10 protein-coding genes are annotated in these 16609 nt (G+C 75.7%); 7 read left to right on the plus strand and 3 right to left on the minus strand.

Translation table 11 applies throughout. From position 1 onward, the window contains the following. Positions 1-462: 462 nt before the first annotated feature. Positions 463-2184 carry an FG-GAP repeat domain-containing protein gene (locus HCN08_RS02125; RefSeq protein ID WP_322974178.1) on the minus strand — a complete coding sequence of 574 codons (1722 nt, stop codon included), beginning with the start codon at positions 2182-2184 and terminating at the stop codon, positions 463-465. A gap of 280 nt (positions 2185-2464) precedes the next feature. Beyond that, positions 2465-2776 carry a trypco2 family protein gene (locus HCN08_RS02130; RefSeq protein ID WP_167981056.1) on the minus strand — a complete coding sequence of 104 codons (312 nt, stop codon included), beginning with the start codon at positions 2774-2776 and terminating at the stop codon, positions 2465-2467. Positions 2777-2870: 94 nt separating this feature from the next. Between HCN08_RS02130 and HCN08_RS02135 the strand changes: the two genes are divergently transcribed. From HCN08_RS02135 to HCN08_RS02160, 6 genes are all read left to right on the plus strand, one after another. Then, complete coding sequence (locus tag HCN08_RS02135; protein WP_167981057.1) at positions 2871-4754, plus strand: S1 family peptidase; 1884 nt, start codon at positions 2871-2873, stop codon at positions 4752-4754. Positions 4755-4801: 47 nt separating this feature from the next. Continuing rightward, entirely contained in the window at positions 4802-7153 is a 2352-nt protein-coding gene (locus HCN08_RS02140) for a tetratricopeptide repeat protein (RefSeq protein ID WP_240969660.1), read from the plus strand. 348 nt (positions 7154-7501) lie between these two features. Next, positions 7502-8971: a VWA domain-containing protein gene (locus HCN08_RS02145; protein ID WP_167981059.1), complete on the plus strand. Its 1470-nt coding sequence runs from the start codon at positions 7502-7504 to the stop codon at positions 8969-8971. Next, on the plus strand, positions 8968-11331 hold the full coding sequence (locus tag HCN08_RS02150; protein ID WP_240969661.1) for an ABC transporter substrate-binding protein: 2364 nt from the start codon (positions 8968-8970) through the stop codon (positions 11329-11331). The genes HCN08_RS02145 and HCN08_RS02150 overlap by 4 nt, the downstream gene beginning before the upstream one ends. Before the next feature lie 213 nt (positions 11332-11544). Next, positions 11545-12177, plus strand: coding sequence for an SCO2400 family protein (locus tag HCN08_RS02155; RefSeq protein WP_167981060.1), 633 nt, complete (start codon positions 11545-11547; stop codon positions 12175-12177). Between the two features lie 94 nt (positions 12178-12271). Then, on the plus strand, positions 12272-13291 hold the full coding sequence (locus tag HCN08_RS02160; RefSeq protein ID WP_167981061.1) for an NADP-dependent oxidoreductase: 1020 nt from the start codon (positions 12272-12274) through the stop codon (positions 13289-13291). 18 nt (positions 13292-13309) lie between these two features. On the opposite strand, the gene HCN08_RS02165 is transcribed toward HCN08_RS02160, so the two are convergent. Further along, the gene (locus HCN08_RS02165; protein WP_167981062.1) at positions 13310-13906 is read right to left on the minus strand and encodes a TetR/AcrR family transcriptional regulator; all 597 of its coding nucleotides are present in this window, start codon (positions 13904-13906) and stop codon (positions 13310-13312) included. A 79-nt stretch (positions 13907-13985) separates the two neighbouring features. Between HCN08_RS02165 and HCN08_RS02170 the strand changes: the two genes are divergently transcribed. Then, on the plus strand, positions 13986-16502 hold the full coding sequence (locus HCN08_RS02170; RefSeq protein ID WP_167981063.1) for a glycoside hydrolase family 3 C-terminal domain-containing protein: 2517 nt from the start codon (positions 13986-13988) through the stop codon (positions 16500-16502). Positions 16503-16609 lie beyond the last annotated feature (107 nt).

The following is a 16609-nucleotide window of genomic DNA, read 5'->3' on the forward strand; positions in this document are numbered from 1 at the left end:
GGGGCTACGGGTGGGCGTGGCACGTTCTGCCGTCATGTACAGCTTTCCTGTCCTCTGCGGTGGTGAAAGAAAGGACCAGCGCGGGGTATTCGCGTCCCGGAAGCAGACTTTAGGACGCCGGATATGCGCTGCGGAAGCCGTCTGACCAGGTGTTTCATGCACCATGAATAGGGTGGGGCGCTTTATTTCCCATGGGTGTCGGGGGCGTGAAATCCGGCGCAGCCGGAAACGGTCGGGAAACGGGCGCAAAGGGCCACGAGTGCGCTGCTGATCAACTGACGGGGCCTGCGCGGAGAGGTTGGTGAAACTTAAATTAAACCTGCCGGTGGGACGCCGCCGTGGCCGGTGGGACGACAGCGAAGGGCGCCCGCACCGGAATGGTGCGGGCGCCCCTGGTCGTGCGCGCCGAGCGGTGACGCCCGGCGGAGGTTCAGCTCAGGCCCAACTGAGGCCAGCTCACGCTCAGTAGAGCTTCTTGTACGCGTTCCAGCCGCTGCCGATGCTCACCCGGGCCTTGAACTGCCCCGTCCCGGTCGCGCTGTAGCGATACGCGGTGCCCGCGGAGTTCACCGCGAGCAGGTCCGCGCGGCCGTCGCCGTCCATGTCGCCCGGCGAGGCCAGCTGGGTGTACTGGCCCCAGCCCGTGCCGATCGTGACCTTCGCCGCGAACGGCTTGGCCGCGTTGCCCGTGCCCTTGTACAGATACAGCGTGCCCGAGGCGTCCCGGGCCACGATGTCGGCCCGCCCGTCGCCGCTGAAGTCCCCTGCGCCGACAATGGCGTTGTAGGCGTTCCAGCCCGAGCCGACCAGTTGCCGGCCGGCCAGCCGCAGCCCGTCGCCGTACCCGCGGAAGACGTACAGCTTGCCGGAGCTGTCGCGGCCCAGCAGGTCGCCCTTGCCGTCGCCGCTGAGGTCGCCGGGGCCGACGACGAGGTTGTAGCCGCCCCAACCGGTGGAGATCTGGGCGTAGTCGGCGTCGCTGACGTTGTAGAGGACGCCCTCCCACCGGTCCAGGAAGGACGGCAGGCCGGAGTTGGTGAGCGCGTTGGCGTACGTCATCTGGAAGTCGCCGGCCCAGCCGCCGTTGGGGCCCGCCACCCGCGGGGTGAACGTGCCGTTGTCCAGCGTCGCGTAGAAGTACAGCGTGCCGTTCGGCGTCTCGCCGATCAGCTGCTTCTTGCCCCAGTAGGGGATGCTGCCGGAGCCGGCGATCAAGTCGACGTTGAAGCCGGTGCCGTTGGACTGGCGTGCGGCGAAACCGCCCTTGCCGTTGGGGGTGTAGAGGTAGAGCGAGCCGTCGACGGCACGGGCCCACAGGTGGGCGCTCCCGGTGTCGCCGTTGCCGAGGCCGATGAGCTGGTTGTACTGGCCCCAGCCGGTGCCGATCTCGGTCCGGCCGGCGAACGGCTTGGTGGCGCTGCCCGTGCCCCGGTAGAGCCACAGGGTGCCGGAGGCGTCGCGCGCGACGAGGTCGCTGATCCCGTCGCCGTCGATGTCGCCCGGCCCTGTGAGCTGGTCGTACTGCGCCCAGCCGGCGCCGATGGAGACCTTGGCCTTGAAGGGCGCGCTGCCGTTGCCGGTGCCCTGGTAGAGGAACAGGCCGCCGGAGTAGTCGCGCGCCACGATGTCGGCCCTGCCGTCACCGGTGAGGTCGTCGACCGCGACGAGCTTGTTGTAGACGCCCCAGCCGTTGCCGGCCCAGGAGGGGCCGTAGGTGAGGTTGCCCGGCGCGAACATCTGCAGCTGGCCGGCGGAGGTGGTGGCGAGGACTTCGGGCCCCGGCACGCCGTCCAGGTCGCCCGGCGTCAGCAGGTCCACGAACTGCTCGCTCGTGGCGCCGATTTCGGCGTTCTCGTGGGCGAGCGAGTTGTAGAGGGTGTTGCCGATCCGGAAGAGCTGGTCGTCGTAGTTGTCGCTGTCCACGTCGTAGCGGTGCGGTGCCGGGGTGGCCACCTGCGTCACGCCGGACGCCTTCGGGGTCTTGGCGGCCTTGCCCGTCTTGGGCACGGTGAGGTGCGGCAGTTGGGGCGCGGCGGTCTTCGGGTGCGTGAAGCTGTGGGTGCCCGGCTCGGCGGCCTGGGCGCCCGTCCCCAGCGCGAAGGCGCCGAGGGAGAGAATGCCGGCTGTGCACACCGCGACGAGGCGGCGGCGGCCCGTGGGCCGTACCGGCGTGGTTTCTGACACGAATCCCCCCATGGGATCTCAAGCGATGAATCCCGGAACCGGCGCGGAAAGGTTTCACGCGCCCGCTTCCGGTGCACGGAGTGTATCTCCGGGGAGTGGCTGCGATCTGCGGATATGCGGGCGTCGGCGTAATTCCGCCAGGGTTTGCATGAATATCGGCGGTGTGTGCCGGGTGAATTCATCTGCCGTCAATCTTTGTGCCGCCCATGGGCCACCTGTGGTTGTTTCCACGGTGTGCCGGGGTTCATCCGGCGGGGCTCCGGAAGGGCTCCGGTAGGGTTCAGCGGCCCGTGCGCGGCCGGGAGACATTGACCCGGCCGGACGCCTCGTGCGGCTCCAGCTCCACCTGGACGCGGTGCGTGGTGCCGCGGTCGACCGTGCCGCCCAGCTCCGCGGTGACGACGCCGATCCGCAGGCCGCCGCCCGCCCGGCCGGTGCGGTGGACCTGGACGGTGAACTCCAGGCTGACCTTCTCGACGGTGAAGCCGATGCGCTCGCCCTCCGCCGCGGTACGGGCCTGCTCCAACTCGCCGCGGATCTGGGCGATGACCTCGGCGAGCCCGACGAACGACGGCTCGGACGGTTCTTCCACGACGGCTTCCCCCCAGGGTGGTTCGCGATGCGAAGCGCCAATTGTAGGGCTTTTGAGGCGACATGACGTGTCGTCAGGCGTAGGGTGCACGGTTATGGAGGCCGGCGGGGGAATCGGTGTCAGGTCCTCCCCCCTGGCCACGCCGCCCTGGGCGGTACGTATCCGGCGGGCCGACGGGGAGATCGCGGGCAGCGGCATTCTGCTGGGCCCGGACCGGGTGCTGACGTGCGCGCATGTGCTGGACCGCGACGAGGAGGTCGTCGCGGAGTTCGTCGGTGCCGCCGGCCGGCACGTGCCGCGGATCGACGCCCGGGTCGCGGGCGACGCCTACCGGCCCGAGGAGCGCGACGCCGACGGCGACCCCAGCGGCGATGTCGCCCTGCTGCAACTGGCCAGCCCCCGCCCGGAGTCGGAGACCACGACCCTGCACCGGCTGTCCGCGCCCGGCCGCGAGGTGCGGATGTACGGCTTCCCCGCCGCGTACAACGGCGGCCTGTGGCTGCCGGCCACCATCGTCGGCGGCTGCGGCCGGGACGGGCAGGTGCAGTTGCGCCCGCCGAGCCCCGCGGAGGTCGCCAGGCCCGGTTTCAGCGGCGGCGGGGTCGTGGACCTGGCCACCGACAAGGTCGTCGGGGTGGTGCTGGCCGGCGCCGCCGAGCACGGCGCGGGCTACTCCTTCATGAGCCCGGCCGAGACCGTCGTGCAGCACCTGCCCGAGGTCCGCGCGTGGACCCGCGGGCAGAGCGCCGTCGACGAGGAGCTGCGCTCGCCGGAGGCCGGCGCCGAACCGGCCCCGCTGGACCAGCCGTTCGCCGAGCGGCTGGCCCGCTGGCTGCGCGGGGACGCGGTCGAGCGCGGCGACGGCGCCGCCGCCCGGGTCAAGATCAGCCTCGTGCCCGAGAGCGACACCGCCCGGGCCGCGACGCTGCGGCGGGCCGTCACGCTCGCCGACCGCGAGCTGCGCACCCGGCTGTCGGTGGGCCGGGCCTCGCTGGACGCGCCCGGCACCGTGCCGGCCGCCGGGGCGCTGGACCTGGCCCTTTACGTCGCCGGCCGCGACACCGAGAGCCTGGCAGAACGCATCGCCCGCCGCATGGGGTTGTGGCAGCGGCAGGACCTGCCCGCCGCCGAGCGCATCGCCGCCGCGCGGGTCACGATCACGCTGGTCGTCGTCGGAGTGGACGCCGCCGCCGACCCGGCCTCGCTGCTGGACCTCATGGCGGTGCTCGTCGCCGGCGGCAGCCGGGTGCTGCTGGTCTTCCGCACCGCCGGCGACCATTTCGCCCGGGCCCGCGAGGAGTTGCTGCTGCGCCCGGCGCAGGAGCGCAGGGCCGCGCTCGCCCGGCGGTACGCCCGGATCTGCGGGCCCGACGCCCGGCTGCTGGCCGCGCTGACGGCCCGGGTGAGCGGGGCCGCGGAGCTGACCGAGCCCGCCGTCGCCGCGCTCGTCAGGGCGCACAGCGCCAACCGCGAACTGACCCGCTCCCAGGGCCCGTTCGCCCTCGCGCCGGACGAGGCGCCGGACCCGGCGCGCTACGAGCGCATCGCCGGGCGCGCCGAGCAGCTCATCGTGCCCGCCGTCACCGCGCTGAGCGAACTGCTGGACCGCCGCGACGAGTTACGCGGCGTCCTGGTGGCGTACCGCAGGCTGTACGAGGAGGGCGCCGCCCGCGGCGAGGACCTGGCGGCCGACGGCCTCTACCTCATCGCGCACCGGCTGCTGCACGAGCGCCCCTGCGACGTCGCCGCGGCGCAGGAGGCCGTCGCCGCGTTCCGGGCGTACGTGGACGCCCTGCCGCCGCGCGGGCCGCAACCGCCCGCACCGGACGACGCCGGCCCCGTACCGCAGCCGCCGCAGCCGCCGCAGCCGCCGGTGCCGCCGGCGGAGGACCGGGACGTACGGGGCCCGGCGGCGCAGGCCCCGTACGCCCCGGACCCGGGCGCGCAGGGCCCCGGCGCGGGAGGCGCGGCGACATGACCCGTACCGCGCCCGGCAGCCCGTGCCCCCGCGTGCCCTGCACCGGCATGATCACCGCCACCGGCTTCTGCGGCACCTGCCGCCGCCGCCCGCCCGCCGCAGCCACGGCCCCCGCCGCCCCCGGGCCGCGCCCCGCCCCCGGCGCCGGGACCGGCCGACCCGCCGCCCCGCGCAGCCCCGCCCCGCTCGACCGGGACGGCCTCGTCCAACTCCCCGCCGTCGCCTCGCCCTCGGACGAGCAGGCGGTCCGCCCCACCGCCAAGCGCCCCGAGGGCGGGCGCAGTTGCGGCACCCCCGAATGCCCCGGCGTCATCGGCATCCCGTACGGCGACGAGCCGCCGCCCGACAAGGGCTTCTGCCTCATCTGCGGCTCCCCCTACGACCTGCGCCCGCAACTCGGCCCCGGGGACGTCGTCGCCGGGCAGTACGAAGTGCTCGGCTACCTCGCGCCCGGCGGCACCGGCTGGGTCTACCTCGCCAAGGACCTGGAGCTGCCCGACCAGCGCGTCGTCCTCAAGTCGCTGCTCAACACGCAGGACGCGGCGGCCCGCCGCAAGGCCGTCGAGGAGCGGCGCTCGCTGACCACGCTGCACCACCGCGACCTCGTCCGCATCATCGGCTCCAAGCGGCACCCCGCGGACGGCGAGGCCGAACCCGCCGACTACATCGTCATGGAGTACGTCGCCGGCCGGCCGCTCGACCAGCTCCTGGCCGCCTCCGACGAGGAGTTGGCCGACCTGTTCGGCGAGCCTTTCGCGCTCGACCACGTCGTCACGTACGGCTGCAAGATCCTCGGCGCGCTGGAGTACCTGCACGAACAGGGCCTGCTCTACTGCGACATGAAGCCGGAGAACGTCATCCACTACGACCGCGAGATCAAGATCATCGATCTCGGCGCGGTCCGCAGGACCGACGACAGGACCAGCGCCCTGGTCTACACGCCGTGGTACGCGCCGCAGCGCCGCGAGCGCGAGGAGCGCGGATTCGCCGTCGACAGCGACCTGTTCACCGTCGGCCGCACCCTCGAAGCGCTCGCCCGCCGCGCCGCCCCGCCCGCCGGGCTCGCCGCCCGCTCCTTCGAACGGCTCATCGGCCGCGCCACCCACGACGAGCCCGCCGCCCGCTTCACCTCCGCCGGGCAGATGTCCCGCCAGCTGTGGGAGGTGCTGCGCGAGCACCGCGCGCTCGGCCGCGGCGAGCGCTACCCCGAGCGCTCCACCCGCTTCGAGCCGACCGCCGCGCTCTTCGGCGCCGCCCTGGGCACCGTCCCGCCGCTCACCCACTGGACCGACCGGCCCGCAGGCGGCCCGCCGCCCGACCTCGCCGTCGGCCCGCCCGACCCGCAGGAGACCGCCCGCTGCCTGCCGGGACCGATCGCCGACCGCGACGACCCCACGCACACCCTGCTCGGCCAACTCGCCGGCGACGCACCGGCGCGCACCGCCGAGCGGGTCAGGCAGGACCCCGGCCTGCGCACGGTCGAGTCCGCGCTGTGGCTGTCCCGCTCCTACGCGCTGCACAGCGAGCCGGGCCCGGCGGGGGAGCCGGCCCGCAGGGCCGCCGAGGAATGGCTCGCCGAGGCGGTACGGCTGATGGGCCCGGACGTCGCCGGCTACGACTGGCGCCCGCCGTGGCACCGCGGGCTGCTGCACCTGATGCGCGGGCAAGTACGCGAGGCCGAGGGCGAGTTCGCCGCCGTCTACGCGACCGTGCCCGGCGAGTGGGCGCCCAAGCTCGCGCTCGGCTACTGCGCCGAGCACCTGCGCGGACGCCCCGCCCAGCCGTCCCCGGGGCCCGAGGCGGCGCAAGAGCACGCCGCCGCGCGGGAGGCCGAGGCGCGGGCGGAGGAGGAGAGCGCCGCCTACTACACCGCGGTGTGGGAGCGGGACCGCTCGCAGACCAGCGCCGCCTTCGGGCTCGCCCGGCTCCGGCTGCGGCACGGCGACCGCGCCGGCGCCGTCGGCTTCCTCGACCAGGTCCCGACGACCTCCCGGCACTACGACGCCGCCCGTATCGCCGCGATACGGGTGCTCACCGGCCGGGTGGCCGGCGCCGCGCCCGGCCGCGGCGACCTGCTGCTCGCCGTCGACCGGCTCGCCGGACTGCCGCGCGACGACGCGTGGGAGCGGCTGCTCGCCGAGATCCGCGAGAACGTCCTGGCCGGCCGCCCCGCCCCCGAGCGCCCCCCGCTGTGGCGGTACGCGCTCGGCCGCCGCCCCGCCCGGCCCGACTTCCCCGCGCTCCCGGCCGGCCCCGCCTTCGAGGGCGCGGCGAGCCTGCGGGCACTGTGCGCGCTGCTGGAGAAGTCGCTGCGCGCCCTGGTCGCCCAGGCCCCGCCCGCGCTGCGCGCCGAACTCCTCGACCGCGCCTACGCCGTACGCCCGGAGAGCTGGGTGTGAGGCGGGGGGACAGGGGGCCGCGAGGGATGGACGAGCACGCCGCGAGCCGGCCGCCAGGGCCCCGCGACCGGGCCACCGGCAGCGCACGGGCGGGCCACCAGCGGCCCGTACGGGAGCGGCCTCCCGCGACCCGGCCTGAGGCCGGCCCCGACCCGGCCGCGAGCGGCGCACCACCGGACCCCGAGGCAGCCGCCGGGGCCGCACGGGCAAGCCCCGTCCCGCGCCGGACCGCGCCCGGACCCGGCCGCGAGGACGCCTGCACCGGGCCGGGCCCGGGAGCCGGCCGGGCCCGGACGGGGCGCGGACGGAATCCGTAACCGAACCCAGCGGTGAGGAGTCACAGCGACAGTGGACACCACGATCCGTCTCACGGTCAGCCAGCACAAATACCTGCCCGCGGGAGTCGGCGCGCGGGATCTGCACGCCGTCGCGACCGTCGAGGTCAGCGGGGCGGACGGGGCCGCGCCCGGGCCGGCGCTTGCCGAGATCCTGGCCGTGGACTGCTCCAGCTCCATGGACCGCCCGCCGGAGAAATTCCGCGCGGCCAAGAGCGCCGCCGTCGCCGCCCTGCAACTGCTGCCGGACGGAACGCCGTTCGCGGTGATCGCCGGCAACCACGAGGCCGCCACCGCCTACCCGCCCACCGCCTACCCGCCCACCGCCTACCCGCCCACCGGCCGTCCGCCCACCGCCGGCGGCGGCCTCGCGGTGGCCGACGCGACGACCAGGGCCGAGGCGACGGCCGCCGTGCACGGCCTCGTCGCGGCCGGCGGCACATGCCTGGGCCACTGGCTGGACCTGGCGCGGCGGCTGCTGGCCGGGCAGCCCGCGCCGGTCCGGCATGTCCTGATGCTCACCGACGGGCGCAACGAGCACGACCGCTTCCGGCCGCTGGCCGGCGTACTGGCCGACTGCGCCGGACAGTTCGTGTGCGACGCATGGGGCATCGGCCAGGACTGGGACGGCCGGCTGCTGCTGCGGGTCGCCGAGGCCCTGCACGGCAGCGCCGACGCCGTACGGGCCGAGCCCGAGCTGGTCGCCGCGTACGAGGCGCTGGTGCGCGGCCTGTTGACCAAGGCCGTACCGGAACTGACCCTCACCGTGGGCGCGTTGCCGCCCGGCGCCCGGCTGCGCTACGTCAAGCAGACCTTCCCCACCGAGCGGGCCCTGACCGCGGAGCCCGGTGAGCCCGGCGCGTTCGTCACCCGCGCCTGGGGCAACGAGCTGCGCCGCTTCCACCTGTGCCTCACCCTCGACCCCGCCGAGGACGCGCGCGGCGAGGACCTGCTGGCCGCCGAGGTCGCGGTACGCGTCCCCGAGGACTCCGGCGCCGCGCCGCCCGACCCGCAGCCGCTCATGGTGCACTGGACGGACGACCCGGTGCTGTCGGCGCTCACCGACGCGCAAGTGGTGCACGCCCAGGTGTGGGAGGAGCTCGGCAACGCCGTCGCCGACGCCACCGACGCCTACCACCGCGGCCGGCCCGACGCCGCCACCGCGCTGCTCGGCCGGGCCGTCGCGCTCGCCCACCAGGCCGGCGCCCGGCGCCAACTCGACGAACTGCGGCGGCTGGTGGAGGTCCACGATGCCGCCACCGGCGACGTCACACTGCGGCCCGCGGTGAACCCGGTGGACTTCCAGCACCTCATCACCGCCGGCAGCCACACCACCCGCGGCCCCGCCGCGGGCCCCGCGCGCGCAGCCGTCCCCCGCCCCGCCGGCGACCTGGTCCCCTGCCCGCGCTGCACGCACCGCTACCCGGCGCAGTCCGCCTTCTGCGGCAACTGCGGCGCCCCGATGGAGGCGGCCACGCCATGAGCGACAGCAGCACCGTCCAGGCCCCCGTGCCGCCGCCCCGCGCCCCGCTCGGCTCCCGCCTGCGCCGCCTCGCGGCCCGTAGGGCGCCCGGCCCGGCCGACGACGCAGCCGCCGCCCCGGAAGGCACAGGGCGGACCTCCCCGCGCAGCGGCACCCTGCGCGAACTGACCCGGCGCCGCCTGGCGTTGCTCGTGCTCGCCGTGCTGGCCTGCACCGCCCTCCACCACGCCTTCCAGGGCGTGCACGCCGACGCGGACCCGCTGCGCACCTCCACCGTGCCCGGCATCCTCGCCGTCGACACCGCGATCGACGCGCTCGCCGACGCCGAGAACGGCATCGACCCCCGGCAGGGCGCCTCCAGCGCCGACTTCCTCACCCGTATCTCGGTCGCCCACCAGAGCCTCGCGCGGGCCGCCGCCGACGACGTGACGGGCCTGAACGGACGGCAGACCATCCAGACCGTCACCGGCCTGATCGCCACCTACTCCGGCTGGATCGAGGACGCCAACGGCCAACCGGCCGGCTCGGTGCTGCAGACCGCCTACCTCCAGTACGCAACGGACATGCTGGGCACGCAGTCCGCCGGCTCCGCCGCCGACGCCACGATCATGGGGCGGCTCGTCGAACTGCGGGCCGAGCAGCAGGAAGTGCTGCGCCGGCAGAGCGACTTCGGGCCGCTGCTGTGGGCGGAGTGGAGCTTCGCGGCCGTGCTCACCCTCGTGCTGCTGGCGCTGCTCGCCGAGGCCCACGCCTTCAGCGGGACCCGCTTCCGCCACCGGTGGAACCCGCCGCTCGCGCTCGCGGTGCTGCTGCTGGCCGGCGGCGCGGTCGCGCTGGCCGTCTTCACCGTCCTCACCCGGGCCGCACTGGCCTACGCGCGCGACCAGTTGACGCCCGCGCTGAAGGGCGACGCCATCCCCAAGGCCGGCGCCGCGGTCGCCGCGCGGCTGGCCGGCACGGGCTTTCGGGCCGCCGCCGCGGACTGGATCTGGGCCGGCGGCCTGCTCCTTGCCGCGCTGGTGCTGCTGGGCCTCCAGCCGCGCATCAGCGAATACCGGGTGAGCCGGGTCCGGGCCGCCGCGACCCGGCGCAGCCGGCTGCCGCGGCCCCGCGCGCTGGCCGCCGTCGCCGGCTGCCTGGTGCTGCTCGCCGGCGCGGGCACCTACGCCGTCCAGGCCACCGGCTGGCACGGCTCGGTCACCCTGCTGGCCAACTGGACCGGCAGCGAACAGGAGGAGTTCCAGCGGCAGGTCATCGACACCTTCGAGCGCAAGTACCACATCCACGTGGTCTACCAGGGCAGTTCGGCCGAGAGCCAGGTGCTGACCGCCGACGTGCAGTCCGGGACGCCGCCGGACGTCGCGGTGCTGCCCGGGCCCGGCGAACTCGCCGGATACGCCGGCAAGGGCCTGCTGGCACCGCTGGACGACGTGGTGCGGCCGGCCGGCTTCGCCCCGACGTGGGTGCCGAAGGTCACCGGCCCCGACGGCGTCGCGCACACGTACTGGGTGCCGATCAAGACGGACCTGAAGAGCACCGTGTGGTACCCGCCGGCCCGCGTGACGGCGGCCGGCGTGCCCAAGGCCGCACGTACGCCCGCCAGTTGGTGCCTGGGCATGGCGTCGGACGCGACCTCCGGCTGGCCCGGCTCGGACTGGATCGAGGACATCCTGCTCCAGCAGAGCGGCCCCGCCGTCTACCGGGAATGGGTGAACGGCACCCGCAAGTGGACCGACCGGGCGGTCCGCCGCGCCTGGACCACCTGGGGGCAGATGGTCGGCGCGGGCCAAGCACCCTACGCCCGAACGGCGTTGACCTCCTCCTACGACGACGCCGCGAAGAGGGCCACGACGCCGGGTTCGGGGTGCGAGCTGGAGCACCAGGCGTCCTTCGCCCGCGGCACCCGCGACTTCGTGCACTCCGCCGACGTCATCCCCGGCGCGGACACCTCGGCCGCGCCGCGCTGGGAGGTCTCCGGCGACCTCGCGGCCGTGCTGCACGACACCCCGCAGTCCCACCGGCTCATCGCCTTCCTGGCCTCCGAGCAGGCCCAACGCGCCTGGGCCGGGACGCAGGCGGGCTTCTCCGTGCAGCACACCGTGCTGGCCGGCTACCCCGGCGGCGACTCCACCGCCGGCCGGATCGCCGGCACGCTGCGCGACCCCGGCGTGGTGCGCTGCTACGACGCCTCCGACGCGATGCCCTCCGCCGTACGCGACGCCTTCGCCCTCGCCGTGCTGCGCTACCTCGCCGAGCCGTCCGCCCTCGACGACGAGCTCCGGGCGCTGGACGACGCCAGCGTCAGAGCCCACGCCGAGACGACGGGCCTGACCTCGGTGTGCTCGGGACCGGGCACGTGAGGCACGCGGAGGACGCCCCGCAGACCGTCGGCCGGTCGGCCTCCCGGGAAGGCGCATCCGCGCCGGTCTGTCACGAACGGGACAGTCCGCGGGAGGTGTCTGGCCTGCGGTGATTGCGCCCTGTACCGGCCGTGGGAGTTTCCCGGCAAAGGCGGGGCAAGCGGAACCCCGGGGTTTCGTCACGCCACAGCAGTCCCATAAGGTCCAAGCGCCATGGACTACTGCTACGCGTGCCGGCGCCACCTCAACGGCGCCTTCTCCTGCCCGGGGTGCGGCACGCCCGCGGACCGGTTGCAGCTGCCGCAGGTCGGCGAGACCGCGCAGCTGCCGCTGGTCCGCGACGGCGACGCCGACGACGACAGCGCGCTACGGCCGGGCGGCGGGCGGGCCGCCGCGCGTGGCCGCAAGCGGCGCCGTACCCGCGGGCGGCAGCAGCGCGCGGCCATCTACGGGGTGGGCGCGGTCGCCGTGGTGGGGGCGCTGGCGATGTTCTCGATGGCCGCCCTGTCCGGCGGCGACCCCGGCGACGGCACCCCCGCGCCCGACGTCCCCGACATCCCGCACCTGCCGACCAGCACCAGCGCGCCGGACACCGCCGATCCCGCCGCGCAGCCCAGCCACGGCCCCGCCTCGCCCGGCAAGCACCGCACGGCGAGCCCGACGGACACCCCCGGCAGCCAGAGCGCGCCGCCCCCGGCGAGCACCACCGCGCCGCCGCCCACCGCGACCGCCGCGCCGCGGCCGACCGCGACGGGCGGCACCCCGACGTCCTCGCCGAAGCCGAGCCGCACCCCCCACCCGTCACCCTCGCCGACCTGCAAGCAGGTCCTGTGGTGGTGCCAGTAGCCGCCCGCCCGGGGGGTCGCGGGACCTTCGAGGCCCCGGTGCGGCAAGGTGGGCAGCTCGATGCGCCCCGCCCCGGTCCTAGGAGACGCCACCCATGACCACGCTCCCGTCCACCGTCCGCGAATGGCGGCTGGCCGCCCGCCCGCACGGCACCCCGACGCCCGCCGACTTCACCCTCGCCGAGACCCCGCTGCCCGAACCGGGCCCCGGCCAGGTGCTGGTCCGCAACCTCTACCTGTCCGTCGACCCGTACATGCGCGGCCGGATGAGCGAGGAGAAGTCGTACGCGGCGCCGTACGCGCTCGGCGAGGCCATGCACGGGCGCGCGGTGGGCCGGGTCGTCGCCTCGTCGGGGGACGGGCTCGCGCCGGGCGACCATGTCGTGCACAACCTCGGCTGGCGCGAGTACGCGGTCGTGGACGCCGCGCAGGCCACCCGGGTCGAGCCCGAACTCGCGCCGCTGCCGGCCTACCTCGGGGTGCTCGGCGGGACGGGGCTGACCGCGTACGCCGGGCTCGTGCGCACCGCCGAACTGCGCTCGGGGGACATCGTGTTCGTCTCCGGCGCGGCGGGCGCGGTCGGCAGCCAGGCCGGGCAGATGGCCCGGCTGCTGGGCGCCTCCCGGGTCGTCGGCAGCGCGGGCTCGGACGCCAAGTGCGCGCTGCTGGTGGAGGAGTACGGCTTCGACGCCGCCTTCAACTACAAGAAGGCGCCCGTGGCCGAGCAGTTGGCCGCCGCCGCACCCGACGGCATCGACGTCTACTTCGACAACGTCGGCGGCGACCACCTGGAGGCGGCGATCTCCGCGATGCGCCTGAACGCCCGCGCGGCGCTGTGCGGGGCCATCTCCGGCTACAACGACACCGAGCCGGCCCCCGGCCCCCGCAACCTGCGCCAACTCATCGGCAAGCGCGCCACCTTGCGCGGCTTCCTGGTCACCGACCACTTCGACCTCGCCGCCGACTTCCGCCGCGACGTCACCGCCTGGCTGCACGACGGCCGGCTGCGCTACCGCGAGACGGTCATCGAGGGCATCGACAACGCCGTCGAGGCGTTCCTGGCGATGCTGCGCGGCGACACCACCGGCAAGACCGTGGTCGCCCTGCCGGAGTAGCCCCCAACTCCCGCCGGGCTACGGCTCGGTGGCGGTGACCGAGCCGAGCAGGCCCAGGAAGTCGCGGAAGGCGCCCGGCATGTCGACGGCCTCCGGATCGAGCAGCCACTGGATCTGGAGGCCGTCCATGACGGCGGCGAGGAGGGTCGCGGCCCGCTCGGGCGTGAGCCCGCCGGGGAGCCGCTCGCCGTGCGCCGCACGCAGCGCGTCCGCGCCGCCGGCCCGCACCCGGGCGTACCGCTCGCGGAAGTGCGCCTGCGCCGGGTGGCCCTCGGTGACGCTGTCGCCGACCAGGACGGTGAAGGCCTGCACAATGCCGGGCCGGGTCGCGTTGTACTCCACGAGGTCCGCCAGCACGTCCAGCGGCCACGCCTGCGGCCCGCGCAGCGCCGCCGACGCCGTGTCCCACTGGTCGCGCGCGTCCAGCACCGCCACCAACAGCGCCTCCTTGGTGGGGAAATGGTGCATGAGCCCCTGCTGCGTGAGCCCCACCCGCTCGGCGACCGCCGCCAACGTCGCGCCCCGGTAGCCGCGTTCGGCGATCACCTCGGTGGCCGCCTGGATGATCTCGGCCCGCCGCCCCTCGCGGTCGCTCCTGGTCCTCGGCACTGCCACCCCCGGTTCGTGTCACGGATCGGTATCCATACCTACCGTACGACAGGCGATGCGCCGCCGTCCGGGCCAGCATGGAGCGATGACGCCTCACGCGCACGACCCGCGGCCCCTCCCCGGGGAAGGGGACCAGGCCGCCGACGCCGTACGGGAGCGGGCCGTGGACGCGGCCCTGCGCGCCCTCGGCCTGGACGACAAGGCGCGGCTGCTGACCGGCCGGGACATGTGGTCGCTGCCCGCGCTGCCGGCCGTCGGGCTCGGCTCACTGGTGATGTCGGACGGCCCGGTGGGCGTACGCGGCCGGCGCTGGAGCGCCGACGACCCGTCGGTGGCGCTGCCCAGCCCCACCGCGCTCGCCGCGTCCTGGGACGGCGAACTGGCCCGCCGGGCGGGGCGGTTGCTGGCGCAGGAGGCGCACCGCAAGGGCGTGCACGTCCTGCTGGCGCCCACGGTGAACCTGCACCGCAGCCCGCTGGGCGGCCGGCACTTCGAGGCGTACAGCGAGGACCCGCTGCTGACCGGCGTGATCGGCACCGGGTACGTGCGCGGTGTGCAGGACGGCGGAGTCGGCGTCACCGTCAAGCACTTCGTCGGCAACGAGGCCGAGACCGACCGCTTCACCGTCGACAACCGCATCGCCGAGCGCCCGCTGCGCGAGCTGTACCTCGCGCCCTTCGAGGCGATCGTGGCCGCCGCCCGGCCGTGGGGCGTCATGGCCGCCTACAACCGCGTGAACGGCGTGACGATGACCGAGCACGCCGCGCTGATCGGCGGGGTGCTGCGCGGCGAGTGGGGCTATGACGGCGTCGTCGTCTCCGACTGGCTCGCCGCCCGCGACACCGCCGGCGCCCTGTGCGGCGGCCTGGACCTCGCGATGCCCGGCCCGCACAGCGTGTACGGGCCCCCGCTCGCCGCCGCGGTACGCGCCGGGGAGGTGCCCGAGGAGCTGGTGGACGCCGCCGTACGCCGGGTGCTGCGGCTGGCCGCCCGCGCCGGGCTGCTCGCGGGCGCGCCCGCCGCCGTACCGCCCGGGCGGCGGCCGGCGCCGCTGGACGGGGACGCGCTCGCCCGGGAGATCGCGGTGCGCGGCTGCGTGCTGCTGCGCAACGAGCCCGCGGAGGGCGGCGCGCCCGTCCTGCCGCTGGAGGGCGACGCGGCACGCGCCGGCGTCGCGCTGCTGGGCACCGCCGCCTGCGAGCCGCGCATCCTCGGCGGCGGCTCCGCGCAGGTCTTCCCCGGCCATGTCGTCTCCCTGCTCGACGCGTTGCGCGCCGCCCTGCCCGCCGGCGCGCCGCTGGCGTACGCGCCCGGCACCGACCCCAGCGACGAACTGCCGCCCGCCGCCCGGGGTTTCGTGCTGGAAGCGGTCGCGCGCGATGCCGCGGGGCGCGAACTGGGCACCGAGGCACTGCCGTTGGGCCAGGTGCAGTGGCTCGGCGAGATGCCGCCCGGCGTCGACTACGACGCCCTGCACACCGTCGAGATCCGCGGCACCTTCACCCCCGCCGTCTCCGGCGAGCACCGCTTCGGCACCCGCGGCACCGGCGGCTTCGCCCTCACCGTCGCCGGCCGCACGCTCTTCGAGGGCCCGCAGTACGACCCGCACGGCGACCCCTTCGAGGCGTTCTTCGGCACCCCCACGCAGCGCGGCACCGTCCCGCTCACCGCGGGCGAGCCGGTCGGGGTGAGCCTGCTGCACCAGCCGCCGAAGGGCCCCGAACTCCCGCTGCCCGCAGTCGCCTTCGGCCTGCTGCACGCCGAACCCGAGCGCGACGCCGAGGAGATGATCGCCGAGGCCGTCGCGGCGGCTGCCGCCGCGCACACCGCGGTGGTCGTGGTCGGCACGACCGAGCGCGTGGAGTCCGAGGGATTCGACCGCCGCGACCTGCGGCTGCCCGGACGGCAGGACGAACTCGTCGCGCGGGTCGCCGCGGTGAACCCGCGGACCGTGGTCGTCGTCAACGCCGGCGCCCCGGTGGAACTCCCGTGGCGCGAGGACGTCGCGGCGGTGCTGGTGTGCTGGTTCCCCGGCCAGGAGGGCGGCGCCGCGCTCGCCGACGTCCTGCTCGGCGCCGAGGAGCCCGGCGGCCGGCTCCCCACGACCTGGCCCGCCCGGCTGGCCGACGCGCCCGTGGTGGACGTGACGCCGCAGGACGGCGTCCTCGCGTACGCCGAGGGCCTCGGCGTCGGCTACCGCGCCTGGCAGCGCCCCGGCGCGCCCGCCCCCGCCTACCCCTTCGGGCACGGCCTCGGCTACACCACCTGGGCGTACGAGGAGCTGATCGCGCTGCCCTCCGCGGACCCGGCGCTGCTCGCCGAGGTGACGGTACGGGTCCGCAACGCCGGCGCCAGGCCCGGCCGCGAGGTGGTCCGGCTGGCCCTGCACCGCCCGGACGGCGCCGGCCCCACGCCCACGCTCGCCGGCTTCGCGTGCGTGGGCGCCGCGCCGGGCGAGGTCGCCGAGGCCGTCGTCCGGGTGCCGCGGCGCGCCGCCGAGCAGTGGGACGAGGACGCCCACGCCTGGACCCCCGTACCCGGCCCCCTCCACCTGTCGGCCGGCCCGGCCCCGGGCCCCCGCCTGACCGTCGCCCTGCCCTGAGGCCGCACCGAAAGCTGCGCCTCTTGCGCGGGGCTCGGCCCATGGTGCAGGGCGCAGCCCATTACGCCCGGCTCGGCCCATGGCGCCCGGCTCGGCCCATGGCGCAC

Source organism: Actinacidiphila epipremni, from assembly GCF_012034175.1.
Lineage (GTDB): Bacteria > Actinomycetota > Actinomycetes > Streptomycetales > Streptomycetaceae > Actinacidiphila > Actinacidiphila epipremni.